The 15,162-nt window shown below is 36.1% G+C and carries 17 protein-coding genes; 5 read left to right on the top strand and 12 right to left on the bottom strand.

All coding sequences use genetic code 11. The features are described 5' to 3' along the window. Positions 1–44: 44 nt before the first annotated feature. On the top strand, positions 45–1,334 hold the full coding sequence (locus ACXAGJ_RS21230) for an MptA/MptB family glycosyltransferase (RefSeq protein ID WP_474842708.1): 1,290 nt from the start codon (positions 45–47) through the stop codon (positions 1,332–1,334). Here the strand turns inward: ACXAGJ_RS21230 and ACXAGJ_RS21225 are convergent. Together ACXAGJ_RS21225 and ACXAGJ_RS21220 are read right to left on the bottom strand one after the other, a co-directional pair. Next, positions 1,315–2,148: a pseudouridine synthase gene (locus tag ACXAGJ_RS21225; RefSeq protein ID WP_474842707.1), complete on the bottom strand. Its 834-nt coding sequence runs from the start codon at positions 2,146–2,148 to the stop codon at positions 1,315–1,317. The two genes, ACXAGJ_RS21230 and ACXAGJ_RS21225, sit on opposite strands and share 20 nt — an antisense overlap. A 47-nt stretch (positions 2,149–2,195) precedes the next feature. Continuing rightward, the gene (locus ACXAGJ_RS21220; protein WP_474842705.1) at positions 2,196–3,152 is read right to left on the bottom strand and encodes a carbon-nitrogen hydrolase family protein; all 957 of its coding nucleotides are present in this window, start codon (positions 3,150–3,152) and stop codon (positions 2,196–2,198) included. A gap of 477 nt (positions 3,153–3,629) precedes the next feature. On the opposite strand from ACXAGJ_RS21220, the gene ACXAGJ_RS21215 reads away from it, so the two are divergent. Further along, on the top strand, positions 3,630–3,977 hold the full coding sequence (locus ACXAGJ_RS21215; RefSeq protein ID WP_474842703.1) for a hypothetical protein: 348 nt from the start codon (positions 3,630–3,632) through the stop codon (positions 3,975–3,977). Positions 3,978–4,041: 64 nt separating this feature from the next. Here ACXAGJ_RS21215 and ACXAGJ_RS21210 read toward each other — a convergent pair whose 3' ends face one another. The 3 genes from ACXAGJ_RS21210 to ACXAGJ_RS21200 are packed head-to-tail and all read right to left on the bottom strand — an operon-like array spanning position 4,042 to position 7,033. Further along, positions 4,042–4,950: a UbiA family prenyltransferase gene (locus ACXAGJ_RS21210; protein WP_473287000.1), complete on the bottom strand. Its 909-nt coding sequence runs from the start codon at positions 4,948–4,950 to the stop codon at positions 4,042–4,044. Between the two features lie 13 nt (positions 4,951–4,963). Continuing rightward, positions 4,964–5,899 carry a mevalonate kinase family protein gene (locus tag ACXAGJ_RS21205; RefSeq protein ID WP_073321232.1) on the bottom strand — a complete coding sequence of 312 codons (936 nt, stop codon included), beginning with the start codon at positions 5,897–5,899 and terminating at the stop codon, positions 4,964–4,966. Positions 5,900–5,947: 48 nt separating this feature from the next. Then, positions 5,948–7,033, bottom strand: a complete 1,086-nt coding sequence (locus tag ACXAGJ_RS21200; protein WP_474842701.1) for a diphosphomevalonate decarboxylase — start codon at positions 7,031–7,033, stop codon at positions 5,948–5,950. Between the two features lie 96 nt (positions 7,034–7,129). Between ACXAGJ_RS21200 and ACXAGJ_RS21195 the strand changes: the two genes are divergently transcribed. After that, complete coding sequence (locus ACXAGJ_RS21195) at positions 7,130–7,603, top strand: TspO/MBR family protein (protein ID WP_474842699.1); 474 nt, start codon at positions 7,130–7,132, stop codon at positions 7,601–7,603. Positions 7,604–7,629: 26 nt separating this feature from the next. Then, the gene (locus tag ACXAGJ_RS21190; RefSeq protein ID WP_073321225.1) at positions 7,630–8,202 is read left to right on the top strand and encodes a TetR/AcrR family transcriptional regulator; all 573 of its coding nucleotides are present in this window, start codon (positions 7,630–7,632) and stop codon (positions 8,200–8,202) included. Between the two features lie 49 nt (positions 8,203–8,251). Here ACXAGJ_RS21190 and ACXAGJ_RS21185 read toward each other — a convergent pair whose 3' ends face one another. From ACXAGJ_RS21185 to ACXAGJ_RS21165, 5 genes are all read right to left on the bottom strand, one after another. Next, positions 8,252–9,034: a hypothetical protein gene (locus ACXAGJ_RS21185; RefSeq protein ID WP_474842697.1), complete on the bottom strand. Its 783-nt coding sequence runs from the start codon at positions 9,032–9,034 to the stop codon at positions 8,252–8,254. Between the two features lie 77 nt (positions 9,035–9,111). Then, the gene (locus tag ACXAGJ_RS21180) at positions 9,112–9,666 is read right to left on the bottom strand and encodes a DUF1697 domain-containing protein (protein WP_474842695.1); all 555 of its coding nucleotides are present in this window, start codon (positions 9,664–9,666) and stop codon (positions 9,112–9,114) included. Positions 9,667–9,727: 61 nt separating this feature from the next. Further along, positions 9,728–10,936 carry a BaiN/RdsA family NAD(P)/FAD-dependent oxidoreductase gene (locus ACXAGJ_RS21175; RefSeq protein WP_474842693.1) on the bottom strand — a complete coding sequence of 403 codons (1,209 nt, stop codon included), beginning with the start codon at positions 10,934–10,936 and terminating at the stop codon, positions 9,728–9,730. After that, positions 10,933–11,613: a glycerophosphodiester phosphodiesterase gene (locus ACXAGJ_RS21170; protein ID WP_474842691.1), complete on the bottom strand. Its 681-nt coding sequence runs from the start codon at positions 11,611–11,613 to the stop codon at positions 10,933–10,935. The genes ACXAGJ_RS21175 and ACXAGJ_RS21170 overlap by 4 nt, the downstream gene beginning before the upstream one ends. Before the next feature lie 276 nt (positions 11,614–11,889). Beyond that, positions 11,890–13,068, bottom strand: coding sequence for an acyl-CoA dehydrogenase family protein (locus ACXAGJ_RS21165; RefSeq protein ID WP_073321212.1), 1,179 nt, complete (start codon positions 13,066–13,068; stop codon positions 11,890–11,892). Between the two features lie 415 nt (positions 13,069–13,483). On the opposite strand from ACXAGJ_RS21165, the gene ACXAGJ_RS21160 reads away from it, so the two are divergent. Then, the gene (locus ACXAGJ_RS21160; RefSeq protein WP_473283001.1) at positions 13,484–13,795 is read left to right on the top strand and encodes a hypothetical protein; all 312 of its coding nucleotides are present in this window, start codon (positions 13,484–13,486) and stop codon (positions 13,793–13,795) included. A 106-nt stretch (positions 13,796–13,901) separates the two neighbouring features. On the opposite strand, the gene ACXAGJ_RS21155 is transcribed toward ACXAGJ_RS21160, so the two are convergent. Further along, positions 13,902–14,615 carry a tRNA1(Val) (adenine(37)-N6)-methyltransferase gene (locus ACXAGJ_RS21155; RefSeq protein WP_474842689.1) on the bottom strand — a complete coding sequence of 238 codons (714 nt, stop codon included), beginning with the start codon at positions 14,613–14,615 and terminating at the stop codon, positions 13,902–13,904. A gap of 14 nt (positions 14,616–14,629) precedes the next feature. Next, positions 14,630–15,157 carry a ribosome maturation factor RimM gene (gene rimM, locus ACXAGJ_RS21150; RefSeq protein WP_474842821.1) on the bottom strand — a complete coding sequence of 176 codons (528 nt, stop codon included), beginning with the start codon at positions 15,155–15,157 and terminating at the stop codon, positions 14,630–14,632. Positions 15,158–15,162 lie beyond the last annotated feature (5 nt).

Below are 15,162 nucleotides of genomic sequence, written 5' to 3'. Positions count from 1 at the left end.
ATTGGAGTTTTGCCTACCAATTAGTCCGAACTGATTTTGTAAAAATGATTTTCCTTTGGGGAGGCTTGTTTGTTATATACTATAAGCTCATCCAGGAAAACACTACTCAATGGAGATTTCTTGCCATTGCTGCCCTACTTTTTCGATTGGTGTTTTTGTTTGCCATCCCCAATCTATCACAAGATTTTTATCGTTTTATCTGGGACGGAAGAATGCTATTAGAAGGGTACAATCCTTACCTATCCTTACCCGAAGTTTGGGTTGCCCAAGGCAATGCTCCTATCGATCAGGCTGCAGAGCTCTATGCAGGTATGGGAACACTAAATGGAAGTCATTTCACCAATTATCCCCCCATTAGCCAATTAGGCTATTTGATTGCTGCAATTTTTGCCAACAAGAGCATCCTAGGTTCTGCTATGGTATTTAGAGTACTACTCATTTTGGCCGATGTCGGCACCTTTTTCTTTGGAAAAAAGCTATTAGCATCACTCAAAATACCGACATATCATATATTCTGGTATATCTTAAATCCATTTATCATCATCGAACTTACCGGAAACCTTCATTTTGAAGCCATTATGGTATTTTTCTTAGTTTGGGCTTTATACCTTTTACATAAAGGATATTGGTATTGGGCTGGAGTCATTTTTGCATTTTCTATTTCGGTGAAGTTAATTCCTATGCTTTTCTTGCCAATATTCTTTCAGAAGTTTGTTTTAGCACAGAAAGAGAATCAAAAATCGAAACCTCTCCAGGGGCTATTGAGATTAACAGGGTTTTACGTTATAGTTTTAACAACAGTAGTCTTGACTTTTGCTCCCTTTTTATCTGAATCTTTTGTACAAAACTTTACCAAAACCATTAGTCTTTGGTTTCAGAATTTTGAGTTTAATGCCAGTATTTACTTTATCATACGCTGGATTGGTTATCAAATTGTAGGTTGGAACGTGATAGAAACCGCTGGTAAAATCCTTCCATTGGTAACTATAAGTATTCTTTTGGCCCTCACATTTTTCAGAAAAAACAAATCCACACCACAAATGATCACTGCTATGGTGTTAGGTATTTGTGCATATTATTTCTTATCGACCACAGTACATCCATGGTATTTGGCCGTACCATTAGCATTATGTGTGTTTACCAAGTATAGATTTCCGGTAATATGGTCTTTCACCATTATATTTAGCTATACGGCTTACATTCATCCTGATTTCAAAGAAAACCTATGGATGGTAGCTTTAGAATATCTAATTGTTTTTGGATTTTTAACCTGGGAAATTTACAAGATGCGAGGAAACAAAACTAATGAAGTACTTACAACATCTTCAGATTGATCACTTCTTGTTCGGTTAGTTTTCTCCAGTGACCACGAGGTAAGTCTTTCTTGGTTAGGCCACCAAAAATTACTCTATCCAATTTGATTACATCATATCTAAAATGCTCAAAAAGCTTGTGTATGATATTGTTCTTTGTAGAACTCAATTGGATTCCTATTTCTTTTTTTGAAGCGCCTTCGATATAAGAGATTTCTTCAACTTCGATATAGCCCTCGTCTAGCTTCACACCATTTTGGATCTTCTCGATGTCTTCGAACTTAAGATTTCGATCCAACTCTACATGAAAAATCTTTCGCACATCGGTATTATGATGCGTTAGTTTTTTCTCAAGGTCAACATCATTGGTAAACAACAACAAACCTGTAGTATTGCGTTCTAATCTCCCCACAGGCTTAAGCTTGACTCTTGAAGCGTTTGCCACAAGCTCCATAACCGTTCGGTTTTTATCAGGGCTTGTTGTCGTAATAAAACCTTTGGGTTTGTTCAATAAGATATATTCTTTCTTCTCGGGTGTGATGAGACGACCATCAAACTTTACCTCATCGGTAAGCTTCACCTTATAACCCATCTCGGTCACTGGTTTTCCATTCACCCATACACTTCCTGTTTGGATATACAGATCTGCTTCTCTTCTGGAACATACTCCAGAATTAGCTACAAATTTATTGAGTCGAATCTCATCGGATTCTTGTTTTACCACATTCTTTGGTTTCCTTACAGGCGCACCACTTTTGGAAGATGGTTTTCTTTTTGAATTACTCCCAAATTTCCCTCTGTTATTTCCTTTGCCAAAATTACCTCCTCGACTCATGTATTTATTTTTGTGCAAAGATAGTTCTTTAGAAACAAGGAAAACAACTATTCTTCATCAATCCACACCGTGCTTTGTCGTTCGCGATTCACACTAAGCTGCGTTACATCTGGTCTTGAATAATGACCTACCGGGTCAAAGTTTTGTCTTTCTTGGAATACTCTGTTAAAATCGAGTGTTTCTATCAATAGTCCTTCTGTATGCAATACAGGCTCCATCACCCATTCGCCATCCGGTCCGGCAATACAAGATCCTCCGTTTCCTAAAATCTCCGGAGCGTTCTTTAAAATTTCGTTGAGATGCGGTGTGTCTTTCGGGAAATCATCTTTTCGCATCAAGCTTGACACGGATATAACATAAGATCTGGATTCTCTCGCAATAAAGCGCGTAATGTCTTTGGTATTATAATCACTACCTGGCCAAACCGCAATATGCAGATTCTCTCCCTGACCATACAAAGCCGTTCTAGGCAAAGGCATCCAGTTTTCCCAACAATTCAACCCCCCAACAGTAAATGCTTTAAGAGGGTGTACTCTAAGGCCATTTCCGTCTCCTGGAGCCCAGGTTAATCGCTCTTCGTAGGTAGGCTGTAATTTTCTGTGCACCGACTTGATTTCTCCCTGTTGATTAATATAAACTAAGGATGCATACAAACTATGACCTCCTCTATCCAAAGGGCGTTCTATGATCCCCAGATATACTGCCAAATTATGTTCTTTGGCAATCGTACAAACAGTATCCAGATCTCCTTGTTCAATTACAACAGCGTTTTGGGCATAGTGCGCATGTATTTCCTTTTGTACAGCACTATCAAATTGAGCCCCATCGGTAAGAGAAACCCAAAAAGGATACCCCGGTAATAAAGCTTCTCCAAAAATGATTAATTCGGCTTTTTGAGCTGCAGCTTCTCGCATCGAGTTTTCAATTTTTCGCAGGGTCCCTTCCTTGTTTAACCACACCGGTGCTATTTGCGCCAAAGCGACTTTTAGTAATTGATTTTCCATTAACTAGTTTTAGCTATTTTTATTAAACTTTGATCAAAAATCTACTGATCCTTTCTTTATACATCATTAGAGAAATTCTAAGATTTCATTAACAATAAATTAACATGTAAAAAACTGATTTATAGTGGTTTAAATTCATTTTTAAGAAATTCAAAAAAAGTATTTCTTAACATTAAGGAAACATTAGAAAGGTCTGAAAAACGAAAAATTCGCATCGTTTTGAATCCTTTACTAAGAATACAGCAACACTAAAATCTATTCTACTATTAACCTCGAAAAGTAAACATATAAAAAGTATGTTTTAATCAAAGTTTAATTTACGTTAAAACGCACACATTTTAACTTAAACGTAATCCTAATGATACGTTCTAATAAACAACAAACCTCAAAAAAAATACACACTCGATCTAAATTTGTCTTGTAAAACAAAAACAACAATATTTATTTAATAATCTCAAATCTTAAAACCCAAAAACAATGAAAAAGTTAGCCGTAGTAGTATTAGCAATTGTATTAGGAACAAGTTCGTTATTTGCTTCTAATGAGAACCCTACTAAAAATGCTGAAAAAGATCTAAGAGATCAAATCGCAGTATTATTAGAGAGACCAGAAATTAAAGTAGAGAAACAAGAACTAAAAGCAGATATCGAATTTGTTTTGAATAACAAAGGAGAAATCGTAGTACTTTCTGTAGATGCAGAAAAAGAAATCATTGAAGATTACGTAAAAGCACGATTAAACTACAAGAAAGTAGCGCTTGAAAACGTAAAAATCGGAAACAAGTTATTTCAATTAACTTTAAAAATCGTAAAGCCACAAGCGTAGTTTTCGATCAACAAAGAACAAGACAAATTAAAGCAGCTGTAGTTTTTACTACGGCTGTTTTATTTTACCAGAGAATTCGATCCAAAATCATATTGACATCGATAAGAACAATACTAAAAGTACCTGCAACAATAATTAATTTCAGGATATTGTGTAACCAAACATAATGTGTTCTCCCTTTTGATATCCAAAGGGCAAGTAGCAAGATAAAAAGTAGTGCCACACAGAGATAAAAATACAAATACATATACCCAATCTCATAAGTGGTTAACAAGAGGTAGATAGGCCCACAAGAAATCAAAATAAGGACACTTATGATTCGTTTTGAAGTCAATTCTCCATAGGCTACAGGAATGGTTTTATAATTTTGTGCCATATCCCCTTTCAAGTTCCCCAAATCCTTTATCATTTCTCTAATCATGAGCATCAAAAACAAAAAGGTAGCATGAACAAAAATGACCTCATCAAAGTTCCTGTAATAGATAAAAACCGCAAAGAATGGAATAATGGCGAGTATAGATGCCACTGTATTTCCAACAATTGGAAATTTCTTTAGTTTATGAGAATAGAACCAAATTGCAAAGATGTAAAGCGAAAAGAAAGCCACCGCCCTAAAAGACACATAGCTTGCCAATACTACTGACAAAAAATTTAAAAGAAAATACCCTGTAAGTTTAGTCTGCTGACTTACCAAACGATCAAGCATGGTCTTTTGAGGCCTATTGATCAAATCTTTTTCTTTGTCGTAGAAGTTATTAATGATATACCCTCCTGCAATTACTCCAGCAGACGCTAATACAATCACAAAAAGATTAGGATCAAAAACAACATTTCTCAGCTTGATATGAGGAGCCAGAATAAAAATAGAGGTAAGATACTGAGCGATGATGATGATTAGAATGTTATAACCACGCACCACAGAAAACAAACTCAATAGTTTTAAAAAAAAGAGTTTATTTCTCCTACTCAACAACATGAGTTAATCCCTAAAAGTTGTAAACCACTTCTAACTTGTAGTCTTTAAGTGAAGCTTGAGCCTTTTCAAAATCCTGGGTAAAACCTAAGATGTAACCACCTCCGCCAGAACCACAAAGTTTAAGGTAGTAATCGTTGGTCTCAATTCCATTTTTCCATAGCGTATGGAACTGTTTTGGAATCATTGGCTTGAAATTATCCAATACCACGTGTGATAGTTGCTTGATGTTAGAAAACAAAGATTTTACGTCTCCTTTAAGAAAATCATCAACACAAGCATCGGTATATTTCACGAATTGATCCTTAAGCATGTTTCTGAAACCTTCTTGTTTCATGTTTTCCATAAAAATACTAACCATTGGTGCAGTTTCACCAACAATACCACTATCTAACAAGAAAACTGCTCCTTTTTTGTGTTCTGTACTTTGCGAAGGAATCCCTGCAGGCTCAATATTATCTTTAGAATGTATTAAAATTGGTAGGCTTAAGTAACTATTCAATGGATCCAATCCAGAACTGCTACCGTGGAAGAATGACTCCATCAATCCAAAAATTTCTTTCAGCTTTAATAGCTTATCTCTGGTTAGATTCTCAAGAACGGTAATTTTATCCTCGGCATATTTGTCATAAATCGCAGCTACCAATGCTCCGCTACTTCCCACTCCATAACCTTGAGGTATACTACTATCAAAATGCATCCCGGCATCGATATCTTCTTGAAGCTTTTGTAAGTCAAACTTGACCACACCTTGCTCCTGGATCTCTGCTAAGTATTTTGCAAAATTTCTAAGGTTTTGGTTAGAATCTTTGGCTTCTTGATCCAAATCATCAGCAACTTTTAAGGCGCCTTTGAAAAAATTGTAAGGAATAGAAAGCCCTTTGGAGTCTTTAATAATTCCGTATTCTCCAAACAATAATATCTTAGAATAAAATAGTGGTCCTTTCATTAGTTCTGGGTATATCTATATCTTATATGTCGCCTTACTAGGATAAAGTTACAATATTTTTGCTCCCCATCCTACTTTATCGCAAATATACTGCCCATTCTGGCAATACGCAACTAACTCGCTAGTAATGAACTCCAAAACCTGTTCTTTTTCCGAATTTGGGTATAAAACATGAACATTTGCACCCGCATCCAAAGTAAAACATATCTTGGATCCTGTTTTTTTACGATATTCCCAAATTTTCTCAATCACCAACAGCGTATTGGGTTTCATCAAAATAAAATACGGTAACGAAGTCATCATCATCGCATGTAGTGTCAAGGCTTCACTCTCTACAATCTCAATAAAAGCATCAAGGTCCCCAGAAGTCAATACCTCTTTTAATTTTGTTATGTTTTCTGTTGCCTGCTCAAATCTCTTGGAGGCAAAAGGGTGTCCATGCATCAAATCATGACCTACAGTGCTACTTACTTGTTTTTCGCCTTTGTCTATCAACAAAATCGTATCCTGATAGTTATCGAAATGTTCGTGTATTGGATATGGAAATTTGACTGCGAAGCCATCACTACTTCCAGTTATCTCCTGGTGCTTTCCCCAAACTGTCATAGGTCCCTCTATACTGCGACAGGCACTGCCAGACCCCAATCGTGCCAAAAATGAAGCTTTTTGCAAACATTCTTCATTGGTCATTTCAGGATGTATCATTTGCTCTAACTGCATGATGCAGAATGCTAATGCACTCATACCACTTGCCGAAGAAGCTATCCCGCTACTATGCGGAAATGTATTACTCGTTTCAATAGTAAAAGCGTATTTTTTTAAAAAAGGAACATATTTTTCGATACGTTCGAAGAACTTCTTAATTTTCGGGCGGAATTCAGGTTTGGGTTTTCCTTCAAAAAGTAAGGTGAAATTAAAATCCTCTGAAATTAGATCTTGATGCACATATTTAAGTGAAGTTGTTGTCTTGCATGCATCCAGTGTAAAACTGATTGATGCATTTTCTGGCAACTGCACTGGGCGTTTCCCCCAATATTTCACTAAAGCAATATTACTCGGAGAAGAACAGCTTATTATTCCTTCTTTTGGTAAATTTGCACCAACAGAAGAAGTAAATTCAAGATAATCGTTCATGGGATAAAATTTAAGCAAATATAAGTGCTGTATAGGACTTAAAAGTATAAGTAGTTAAAATAAATTGCTATTTTAGTATTGCACTAACTCATTTTAATGAAAATAAAGTTATTTCGTATTGGTATTGCCGTCGTATTATGCCTTTTAATAGGTTTTTTAAGTAGTATTGCTACTAAGACATCTATCGATACGTGGTATCAAACACTTAATAAGCCTTCATTTACCCCACCAAACTGGCTTTTTGGGCCGGTATGGGCGGTCTTATATATTATGATGGGTGTTGCAGCAGGAATTGTATGGAGCAAAGGTTTTTATCATAAATGGGTAAAAATTGCGTTATATCATTTTGGGTTTCAGTTATTACTGAATGCTGCATGGTCCATTTTTTTCTTTGGATTGCAAAACCCATTAATTGCATTACTGGATATTATTGCCCTTTTTATCCTGTTATTTTTTACCATTAGATGGTTTAAAGTTGTAAACAAAACTGCCGCTTACCTACTTATCCCTTATATTGCCTGGGTTGCTTTTGCGACTGCGTTAAATTTTGGCATATGGCGATTAAATTAAATGAAGAATAAGGAATAAGTTTTTGTATGAGCAAAAAAGCAATAGTCTTACAGACTACTCTAGAATTAATTACTAAACAAGGGATTAATGCAACCTCTCTTTCACAAATTATCAAAGAATCTGGCGTTGCAAATGGAACAGTATATCATCATTTTAAGAATAAAGAAGAAATTATAACAGAGTTATATCTAATGCTTACTCAGGATTTTGGTACGGTAGTTATGAGAAATGTACCCGAAGATGATTTAAAAAAGCAATTTACCGTGATGTGGCTCAATTTATTTTATTATTTCATCAATAACCCTTTGGCGTTTATATTTTCTGAGCAAATTGCCCGTTCTCCAGAGATCCCACAATCTCTTAAGGATAGGGCACGTGATTATTACAATGAAATTCAGGAATATTTTAAGAAAGGGATCAAAAAGAAAATCTTCAAAGCATACAACACCCTTGTTATGGAAGAATTGTTCTTTGGAAATGTAGTGTCTTTGGTGAAAATACACGAAAACGAGCAGCTAAAACTTCAGGAAAAACATATTAATCAGGCGATAGAAATCTCGTGGAGAGGTTTTTTGAAAGATTCAACGATTATCAATTAAAAATAATAAAACCCGCATTTTGCGGGTTTTATTTATATCATTTTTGATGCTAATTAAACACAATATTCACACAGGAATCTTTATACAAATTCTTTAAAACAAATTCTACAGCTTTTCTAGAATTTTCTGCTCTGCCTATGTCCCCTCCTTTAAACGTAAGTTTACCAGTATCTCTGCTCCAATAAAACTCTTTATTATCAGATTTGATAATTCTCTTATTGTCTTTGGTGGTTACCTGAAACGCATCAAATTCCTGACTGTATTCTAACCCTGTTGGAAAATATACTTCGGTAACAAACTTGGTAGTCCCTTTACCATACAAGTAGCAAACGCATTCTCCTATATCTTTAGCTTCAGAAACCCGAACCATATTATTTTGTACGATTTTCCATACTCCATTGGCTCGAATAGCAACCATATCCATCAACATTGTTCCTTTTTCTGCCAATCGCTTGTCGATAAAAGATTCGAAATTAACTACTGCAGAAATGGTTCCTGCTCGTTCCTTTTGGGTTTTGAATACTACTTTATCCAGAGTCAGCCTGAACTTGTAGTTATTATCATCAATAATATCATCTAATTGGGACGATATATCCTTCTTACTGTAGTTTTTCCTTACCAATGCTCCTGATAAGTTTACATACACTGTATTTCCACTATATTTCTCATCAAACAGCTCTAATACGTCCATTTTATTGGTTCCTTGCGTAAGGGCATTCATCTTATTGATATACTCGGATAGCAATTTTTCAATCGGTTGCCCATTGTTGGCCCAGCTGGCCGATCCATCAAAAACAAAAAGCAAAACAAGGAAAAGGGTAATTTTTTTCATAGTTAACGAGGTATTGGTTAAACTCCTTTAATTTACGAAAAAAAGCTTAAAATAGCTAGTTAACACCCTCTTAAAACCTACAACAAATTACTTAATTCCAACAATTTAACCACAGTTTTCAAATTCCGAGTAGTAGCACTGCAGTTCAATTTTTTTTCAAAAAAATTGTTACTTAGTTTTGTTTTTCCATAGCCATTGCCTGCATAGAAGTATACCACTTCGTGTCTAATCTCAATTTTCTCTTTTTCGTGCGAAGCTGCTGAAATTTCATGCATACGAGACTCATTAGGGGGGCTTCCTAAAAACGTAAACAGCATTTTTTTCTCGTCCAGTTCTTCGTTCTCTAATTGTGTAAAAAAAGGATTAGCATGATAAATCGATAGCAGCACATTGGTAGACAATACCAAAACAGGAACATCAAAATCAAATGTATCTTTGATTCCCTTTTTGATTGTTTCGGCAATCGTATGTTTATCTATCATTTCACTTTCAAAAACGACATTCCCACTCTGTATATAGGTAGTTACATTACTAAACTTCAATTTCTCAAACACGGATGTAAGATCAACCATTTTTATTTTCTTATGGCCACCTACGTTGATTCCTCTTAATAGTGCTATGTACTTTTGCATCTTGGTTATGGTATATCTAATTTTTATTCTGTGGTAATCTCCAGGCCGAAAGACATCTGTATTACGAATTTATAGCTTGTGCGGCAATAAAAGCACCAGTCCAAGCATTCTGAAAATTAAACCCTCCGGTAATAGCATCAATATTCAGGACCTCTCCTGCAAAATATAGGTTTTTATGTTTTTTACTTTCGTAAGTCTTGAAATTAACCTCTTTCAAATCTACTCCTCCCGCAGTTACAAACTCTTCTTTAAAGGTACTCTTCCCTTTTATGGTGAAAACACCTGCAGTTAACTCTTTGGCTAGTGCCTGAAGTTGATTTTTATTGATATCTGCCCATTTTTGATCCGATTGAATTTGAGCTGCAGTAACCAGGCTTTGCCAAAGTCTTTTAGGCAACTCAAACTGTGTATATTTTGAAACCTGTTGCTTCGCCATTTTTGTTTTAAAAATCTTCAGTTCTTCAAGGGTTTCATCAAAGGTGTAGTATTCCCTCCAATTTACCTTGATTTCGAAATTGTAGTTTAGGGCATGCAGCTCTGCTGCTCCCCAGGCCGACAACTTCAAAATGGCGGGCCCACTCATCCCCCAATGCGTAATCAACAATGGGCCTTCACTAGATAATTTGGAGTTCTGAATCTTTACGGATGCTTGAGTAACCACTCCCATCAACTCCTTAATTCTCGAGTCTTTGCAATTAAAGGTAAACAGCGATGGAACCGGATCAACAATGCAATGACCCAAATCTTTAAGCATTTTCCATATCTTGGGATTGCTACCTGTTGCAATCATCAATTTCTTGGCTTCAAAATCACTCGCATTAGTAGTTATCCTCCAACAATCATCCTTTGGTTGAATTTTTTTTACCGCTTGATTGGTCAACACCTCAATATTCAATCTTTTGGTTTCTCCCAGAAAACAATTGATAATAGTTTCTGAAGAATCTGTAACCGGAAACATTCTACCATCTTCTTCTATCTTCAACTCAACACCTCTTTGTTCAAACCATTCTATAGTATCTCCTGTCATAAAGGTATGGAAAGGTCCTTTTAATTCTTTTTCTCCTCTGGGGTAGTTTTTTACCAGTTCGTTAGGAATAAATTCGGCATGAGTAACATTACATCGCCCACCTCCAGAAACTCGTACTTTTGACAATACTTCTTTTCCTCGTTCCAGAATAGCAATTTTCAATTTTGGATTGTGTTCTGCGGCATTGATCGCGGTAAAAAAACCCGCAGCACCACCACCCACAATAATCAAATCATAGTTCATAGTGCAAAATTCGGAAAATCTGTGATCACTCCATCAACATTCCACGATTTTGATTTACGAATCAACGATATATCGTTTACTGTCCATACAAATACCTTAAAACCCTTGTCTTTTGCCAATATAACTTCTTCTTTGGTAAGGTTGCGAATTGGCGGATGGACAGAAAAGGCTTCTAATTCTTTTGCAACCAGTAGAGCAACAGCAATACTTTCTTCAGTGAGCACACCAATTCTGTATTTTGAAGTAACTGTTCTAAACTGTCTTAGTTGTTGGTGATCAAAACTAGATAAGATAAAATCAGCGTTTTGCCAATTTGAATTTGGAATATACTCATCCAATAACTGTAAAGTGGGTAAGGCAGTGTGTTTCCCTTTCAACTCGATATTTAATTCACATCTGCCATCAATGAGCGCTAATACTTCTTGTAAAGTCGGAATCAAAAAACCCTCTTCGGTACTGAATTGTCGTAATTCTCGTAGTGTAAAATCAGAAACCTCTCCTTTGCCATTGGTGGTTCTTTCCAAAGTTTTATCATGAATCACGACTAACTCTCCAGAACGGCATTGATGGATATCAATCTCGATCCCATCTACTTTGAAACGCAAGGCTTCCTTTACTGATTCCAGCGTATTTTCTGCTACCAATCCGGCAGCCCCTCGATGACCAAATATTTTCATATCTATTTCAGAAAAAAAATCTTCAGTTTCAGAATTTGAAACTCTCCCGCTGTACTATTGCCTTGTAGATGAATTATAGGTTTATGAATAAGGTATATAATGAGTACCTAAACAATTATTCTTCTATGGGAATATAAGCTTCAATATCCATGCAAGGGTAGGACGAGACATCGGATTTGAAGCGATACAGTCAATTTATTTGCTTTTGACGATTAACTGTTTTTTTGCAATTCCCTAAATTCTCCTACACCGAGGTGTAGGAGAATTTTATAATTATTATTTAAACGCCGGCATCCCGGTAATATCCATACCTGTGATCAACAAGTGGATATCGTGAGTCCCTTCGTACGTAATTACACTTTCCAAATTCATCATATGTCTCATGATACTGTACTCTCCTGTAATTCCCATACCTCCGAGCACTTGTCTTGCCTCTCTTGCTATTTTTATGGCCATTTCTACATTATTTCGTTTTGCCATAGAAATCTGGGCAGAAGTTGCTTTTCCTTCATTTCGAAGTACTCCTAAACGCCAGGCCATTAACTGTGCTTTGGTGATCTCGGTGATCATTTCGGCCAATTTCTTTTGTTGTAACTGGGTAGCGGCAATTGGCTTATCAAACTGAATACGTTCTTTGGCGTATCGCAATGCAGTATCATAACAATCCATAGCAGCTCCAATAGCTCCCCAAGCGATCCCATATCTAGCAGAATCTAAACATCCCAGAGGTGCTCCCAATCCACTTTTATTCGGTAACAGATTTTCTTTGGGTACTTTTACATTATCAAAAATCAACTCTCCAGTGGCAGATGCACGAAGTGACCATTTATTATGGGTTTCAGGTGTTGAAAATCCTTCCATACCTCTTTCTACAACAAGCCCATGAATCCTTCCTTCTTCATTTTTGGCCCAAACCACCGCAATGTCCGCAAATGGCGCATTGGAAATCCATAGTTTGGCTCCATTTAACAAATAATGATCTCCTTTATCTTTAAAATTGGTAGTCATCCCACCAGGATTAGAACCATGATCAGGTTCGGTAAGACCAAAACACCCCATGAACTCTCCTGAAGCTAATTTGGGTAAATATTTTTTACGTTGTTCTTCATTTCCATATTTCCAGATCGGATACATTACCAATGAAGATTGTACCGACGAAGTAGAACGTACTCCAGAATCACCTCTTTCAATCTCTTGCATGATCAAACCATAACTAATTTGATCCAGCCCTGCTCCTCCATATTCTTCAGGAATATAAGGTCCAAAAGCACCAATTTCTGCTAAACCTTTGATAATCTGGTTGGGAAATTCTGCACGTTGTGCATATTCTTCTATAATTGGCGAAACTTCTCGTTTTACCCAGCTACGAGCTGCATCTCTTACTAATTTATGCTCGTCTGAGAGTAATTCATCGATTTGATAATAGTCTGGAGCTTCAAAAAGATCTGGCTTCATATACAACAATATTAATTTATGATATCTTCAAAAATAGTGAGATTCATTAACAAATAATCAAAATAGTACAGGTTTTATTTTCCTTTGCTTTAAAAAATGTTATTTCCCTTAAAAGAACCTTAAAACAAAACAAATTTGACTTTCCTCTATATTGTTTTACTGTTCAAAAACCTCAACTTGAGATACCTCTTTGTACCATAATTCACTATAAAATTCGTGTACGAATTCCGCAGTCAATATTCTTTTTCTACACAAATAAGAATTCCTTAACAATTTTTATGAAAACGTTCGTTTCATGTTCAAAAAATTGAAAATCAAATAGATACACCAAAAACACACCTTTAAACTTCTTATGGCATAATTCTTCTATTAGATAAAGCGAATTAAATTTTTAAAACCTAAAAGAGATTAAACGATGAAAAAATTATTTGTATTGCCAGTATTAGCATTAGGGTTATTAGTAGGAACACAAAGCATTAATGCTCAAGAAATTGCCTCAAACGATACAGAAACTGTAACTCCGATTCAGGATAAATATATCGATTTGGCTGTAGAAAATCTTCCACAAAAGGTCTTGGATGCGGTTGCAAAAGATTTTGCAGGAGCTTCTATCGAAAGTGCCGCAGCCAAGGAAGATGCTTCTGAGTTCAAATTGATCCTAAAACAAGGAGATAAAGAGATGGAGGTATATTGTGATGCTGATGGAAATTGGATCACGAAAAAATAATAGTGTACGATCTTAATTCACGCTGTTTTCACATTTAGCGAATTAAGCTTTGTAGAGTGATTGGATTTCGGGAAAGGAAGGCTTTTGTAGCTTTCCTTTTCTTATTTTACATTTTTAGATAGAAATCTTTTACAAGGTCAACGTATTCATCAGTATATAGATGTCTTGATTTTTCGATTACCAGCTCCTCTACTTCTACTTCCTTTCTATCTCTGGTAAACACTAATAGGCTTCTTTTTATTTTGGTACTAGGAGCACCTTTGACCCTGGTATTTTTTTGCACAAACAATCCTACTTGCTCTGCTATACGTATCACTTTTTCTTCTTCCTGAAATGGGACAATGATTGCCAATCTGCCACTTTCAGATAACAATTTTGATGCTCCGATCAACAAATGATCAAACGGGAGCGCATCCTGAAACCTTGCCAAATCTCTTTGATCACTATCGGTTTTGTAATCTTCAGCAAAAAATGGAGGATTACTGATCAGTAGATCATATTGCTCATCGATTTCCTGCACGAACTCTTGAAAAGAAGCATGATAACAAAACAATCGATCTCCCCAGGATGAAGCTTCAAAATTTTCTACCGCTTGCTCATAGGCATCAGCATCGATTTCTAAAGCATCTACAATTTGAGCCTGACTTCGTTGTGCCATCATCAAGGCGATTACACCAGTACCTGTACCAATATCTAAGATAGCGTTAACAGTGTCGTCTATTGGCACCCAGGCACCAAGCAATACCCCATCTGTACCGATTTTCATGGCACAACGGTCTTGTTGAATCGTAAATTGTTTGAATTGAAAAGGCTTATCCATAGGTCTCCCGGATTCTATTGCAAGTATAAATCGATCAACCCTTCTGGAGTGGTTACATGCACCGTCTTAGTATCTCGATCTACGCTATCGATAAACTCATCGTTCATTGGGATCAGAATTTCGATTCCTTTCCGATCTATCTCGAACAATGCCTGAGCCGTACTATCGTTGATCGCTTTGATGACACCTACTTCTCCAAAGGAAGTATCTATTATCGTAAAGCCAATTACCTCGTGATAGTAGAACTGATTTCCTTCTAATTTTGGAAGTAAGGACAACGGAAGATATATTTCTGCTTTCATCAGATCATCGGCATCTTCTTCAGAATCTACATCTTCAAATTTTACACGTAGTAAATCACTTTTATGCAGTTTGCTTTTTTCAATAAAAAATGGAACCAAGTTATTGTTGTAATTAACAAAAACTGATTCCATTTTTAAATAACTTTCGGGCTCATCGGTATCCAATTTAATCAATACCTCCCCCTTAAAACTGAATTTACTTACGATTTTACCTAGATAGAAGCAATCTTCTTTCTTCATCATAA

The sequence above is a fragment of the Aquimarina sp. AWH4_224 genome, assembly GCF_056160245.1.
The sequence above is the reverse complement of the archived record's forward strand: the minus strand, read 5'-3'. Positions and strand labels throughout refer to the sequence as shown.

Coding starts and splice junctions, on each gene's coding strand:
- ACXAGJ_RS21195 (WP_474842699.1), top strand. CDS start 7,130: ATGAAAATAAAGTTATTTCGTATTGGTATTGCCGTCGTATTATGCCTT.
- ACXAGJ_RS21165 (WP_073321212.1), bottom strand. CDS start 13,068: ATGAAGCCAGATCTTTTTGAAGCTCCAGACTATTATCAAATCGATGAA.
- rimM (WP_474842821.1), bottom strand. CDS start 15,157: ATGAAGAAAGAAGATTGCTTCTATCTAGGTAAAATCGTAAGTAAATTC.
- ACXAGJ_RS21160 (WP_473283001.1), top strand. CDS start 13,484: ATGAAAAAATTATTTGTATTGCCAGTATTAGCATTAGGGTTATTAGTA.
- ACXAGJ_RS21155 (WP_474842689.1), bottom strand. CDS start 14,615: ATGGATAAGCCTTTTCAATTCAAACAATTTACGATTCAACAAGACCGT.
- ACXAGJ_RS21230 (WP_474842708.1), top strand. CDS start 45: ATGATTTTCCTTTGGGGAGGCTTGTTTGTTATATACTATAAGCTCATC.
- ACXAGJ_RS21190 (WP_073321225.1), top strand. CDS start 7,630: ATGAGCAAAAAAGCAATAGTCTTACAGACTACTCTAGAATTAATTACT.
- ACXAGJ_RS21205 (WP_073321232.1), bottom strand. CDS start 5,899: ATGAAAGGACCACTATTTTATTCTAAGATATTATTGTTTGGAGAATAC.
- ACXAGJ_RS21225 (WP_474842707.1), bottom strand. CDS start 2,148: ATGAGTCGAGGAGGTAATTTTGGCAAAGGAAATAACAGAGGGAAATTT.
- ACXAGJ_RS21170 (WP_474842691.1), bottom strand. CDS start 11,613: ATGAAAATATTTGGTCATCGAGGGGCTGCCGGATTGGTAGCAGAAAAT.
- ACXAGJ_RS21220 (WP_474842705.1), bottom strand. CDS start 3,152: ATGGAAAATCAATTACTAAAAGTCGCTTTGGCGCAAATAGCACCGGTG.
- ACXAGJ_RS21180 (WP_474842695.1), bottom strand. CDS start 9,666: ATGCAAAAGTACATAGCACTATTAAGAGGAATCAACGTAGGTGGCCAT.
- ACXAGJ_RS21175 (WP_474842693.1), bottom strand. CDS start 10,936: ATGAACTATGATTTGATTATTGTGGGTGGTGGTGCTGCGGGTTTTTTT.
- ACXAGJ_RS21215 (WP_474842703.1), top strand. CDS start 3,630: ATGAAAAAGTTAGCCGTAGTAGTATTAGCAATTGTATTAGGAACAAGT.
- ACXAGJ_RS21200 (WP_474842701.1), bottom strand. CDS start 7,033: ATGAACGATTATCTTGAATTTACTTCTTCTGTTGGTGCAAATTTACCA.
- ACXAGJ_RS21185 (WP_474842697.1), bottom strand. CDS start 9,034: ATGAAAAAAATTACCCTTTTCCTTGTTTTGCTTTTTGTTTTTGATGGA.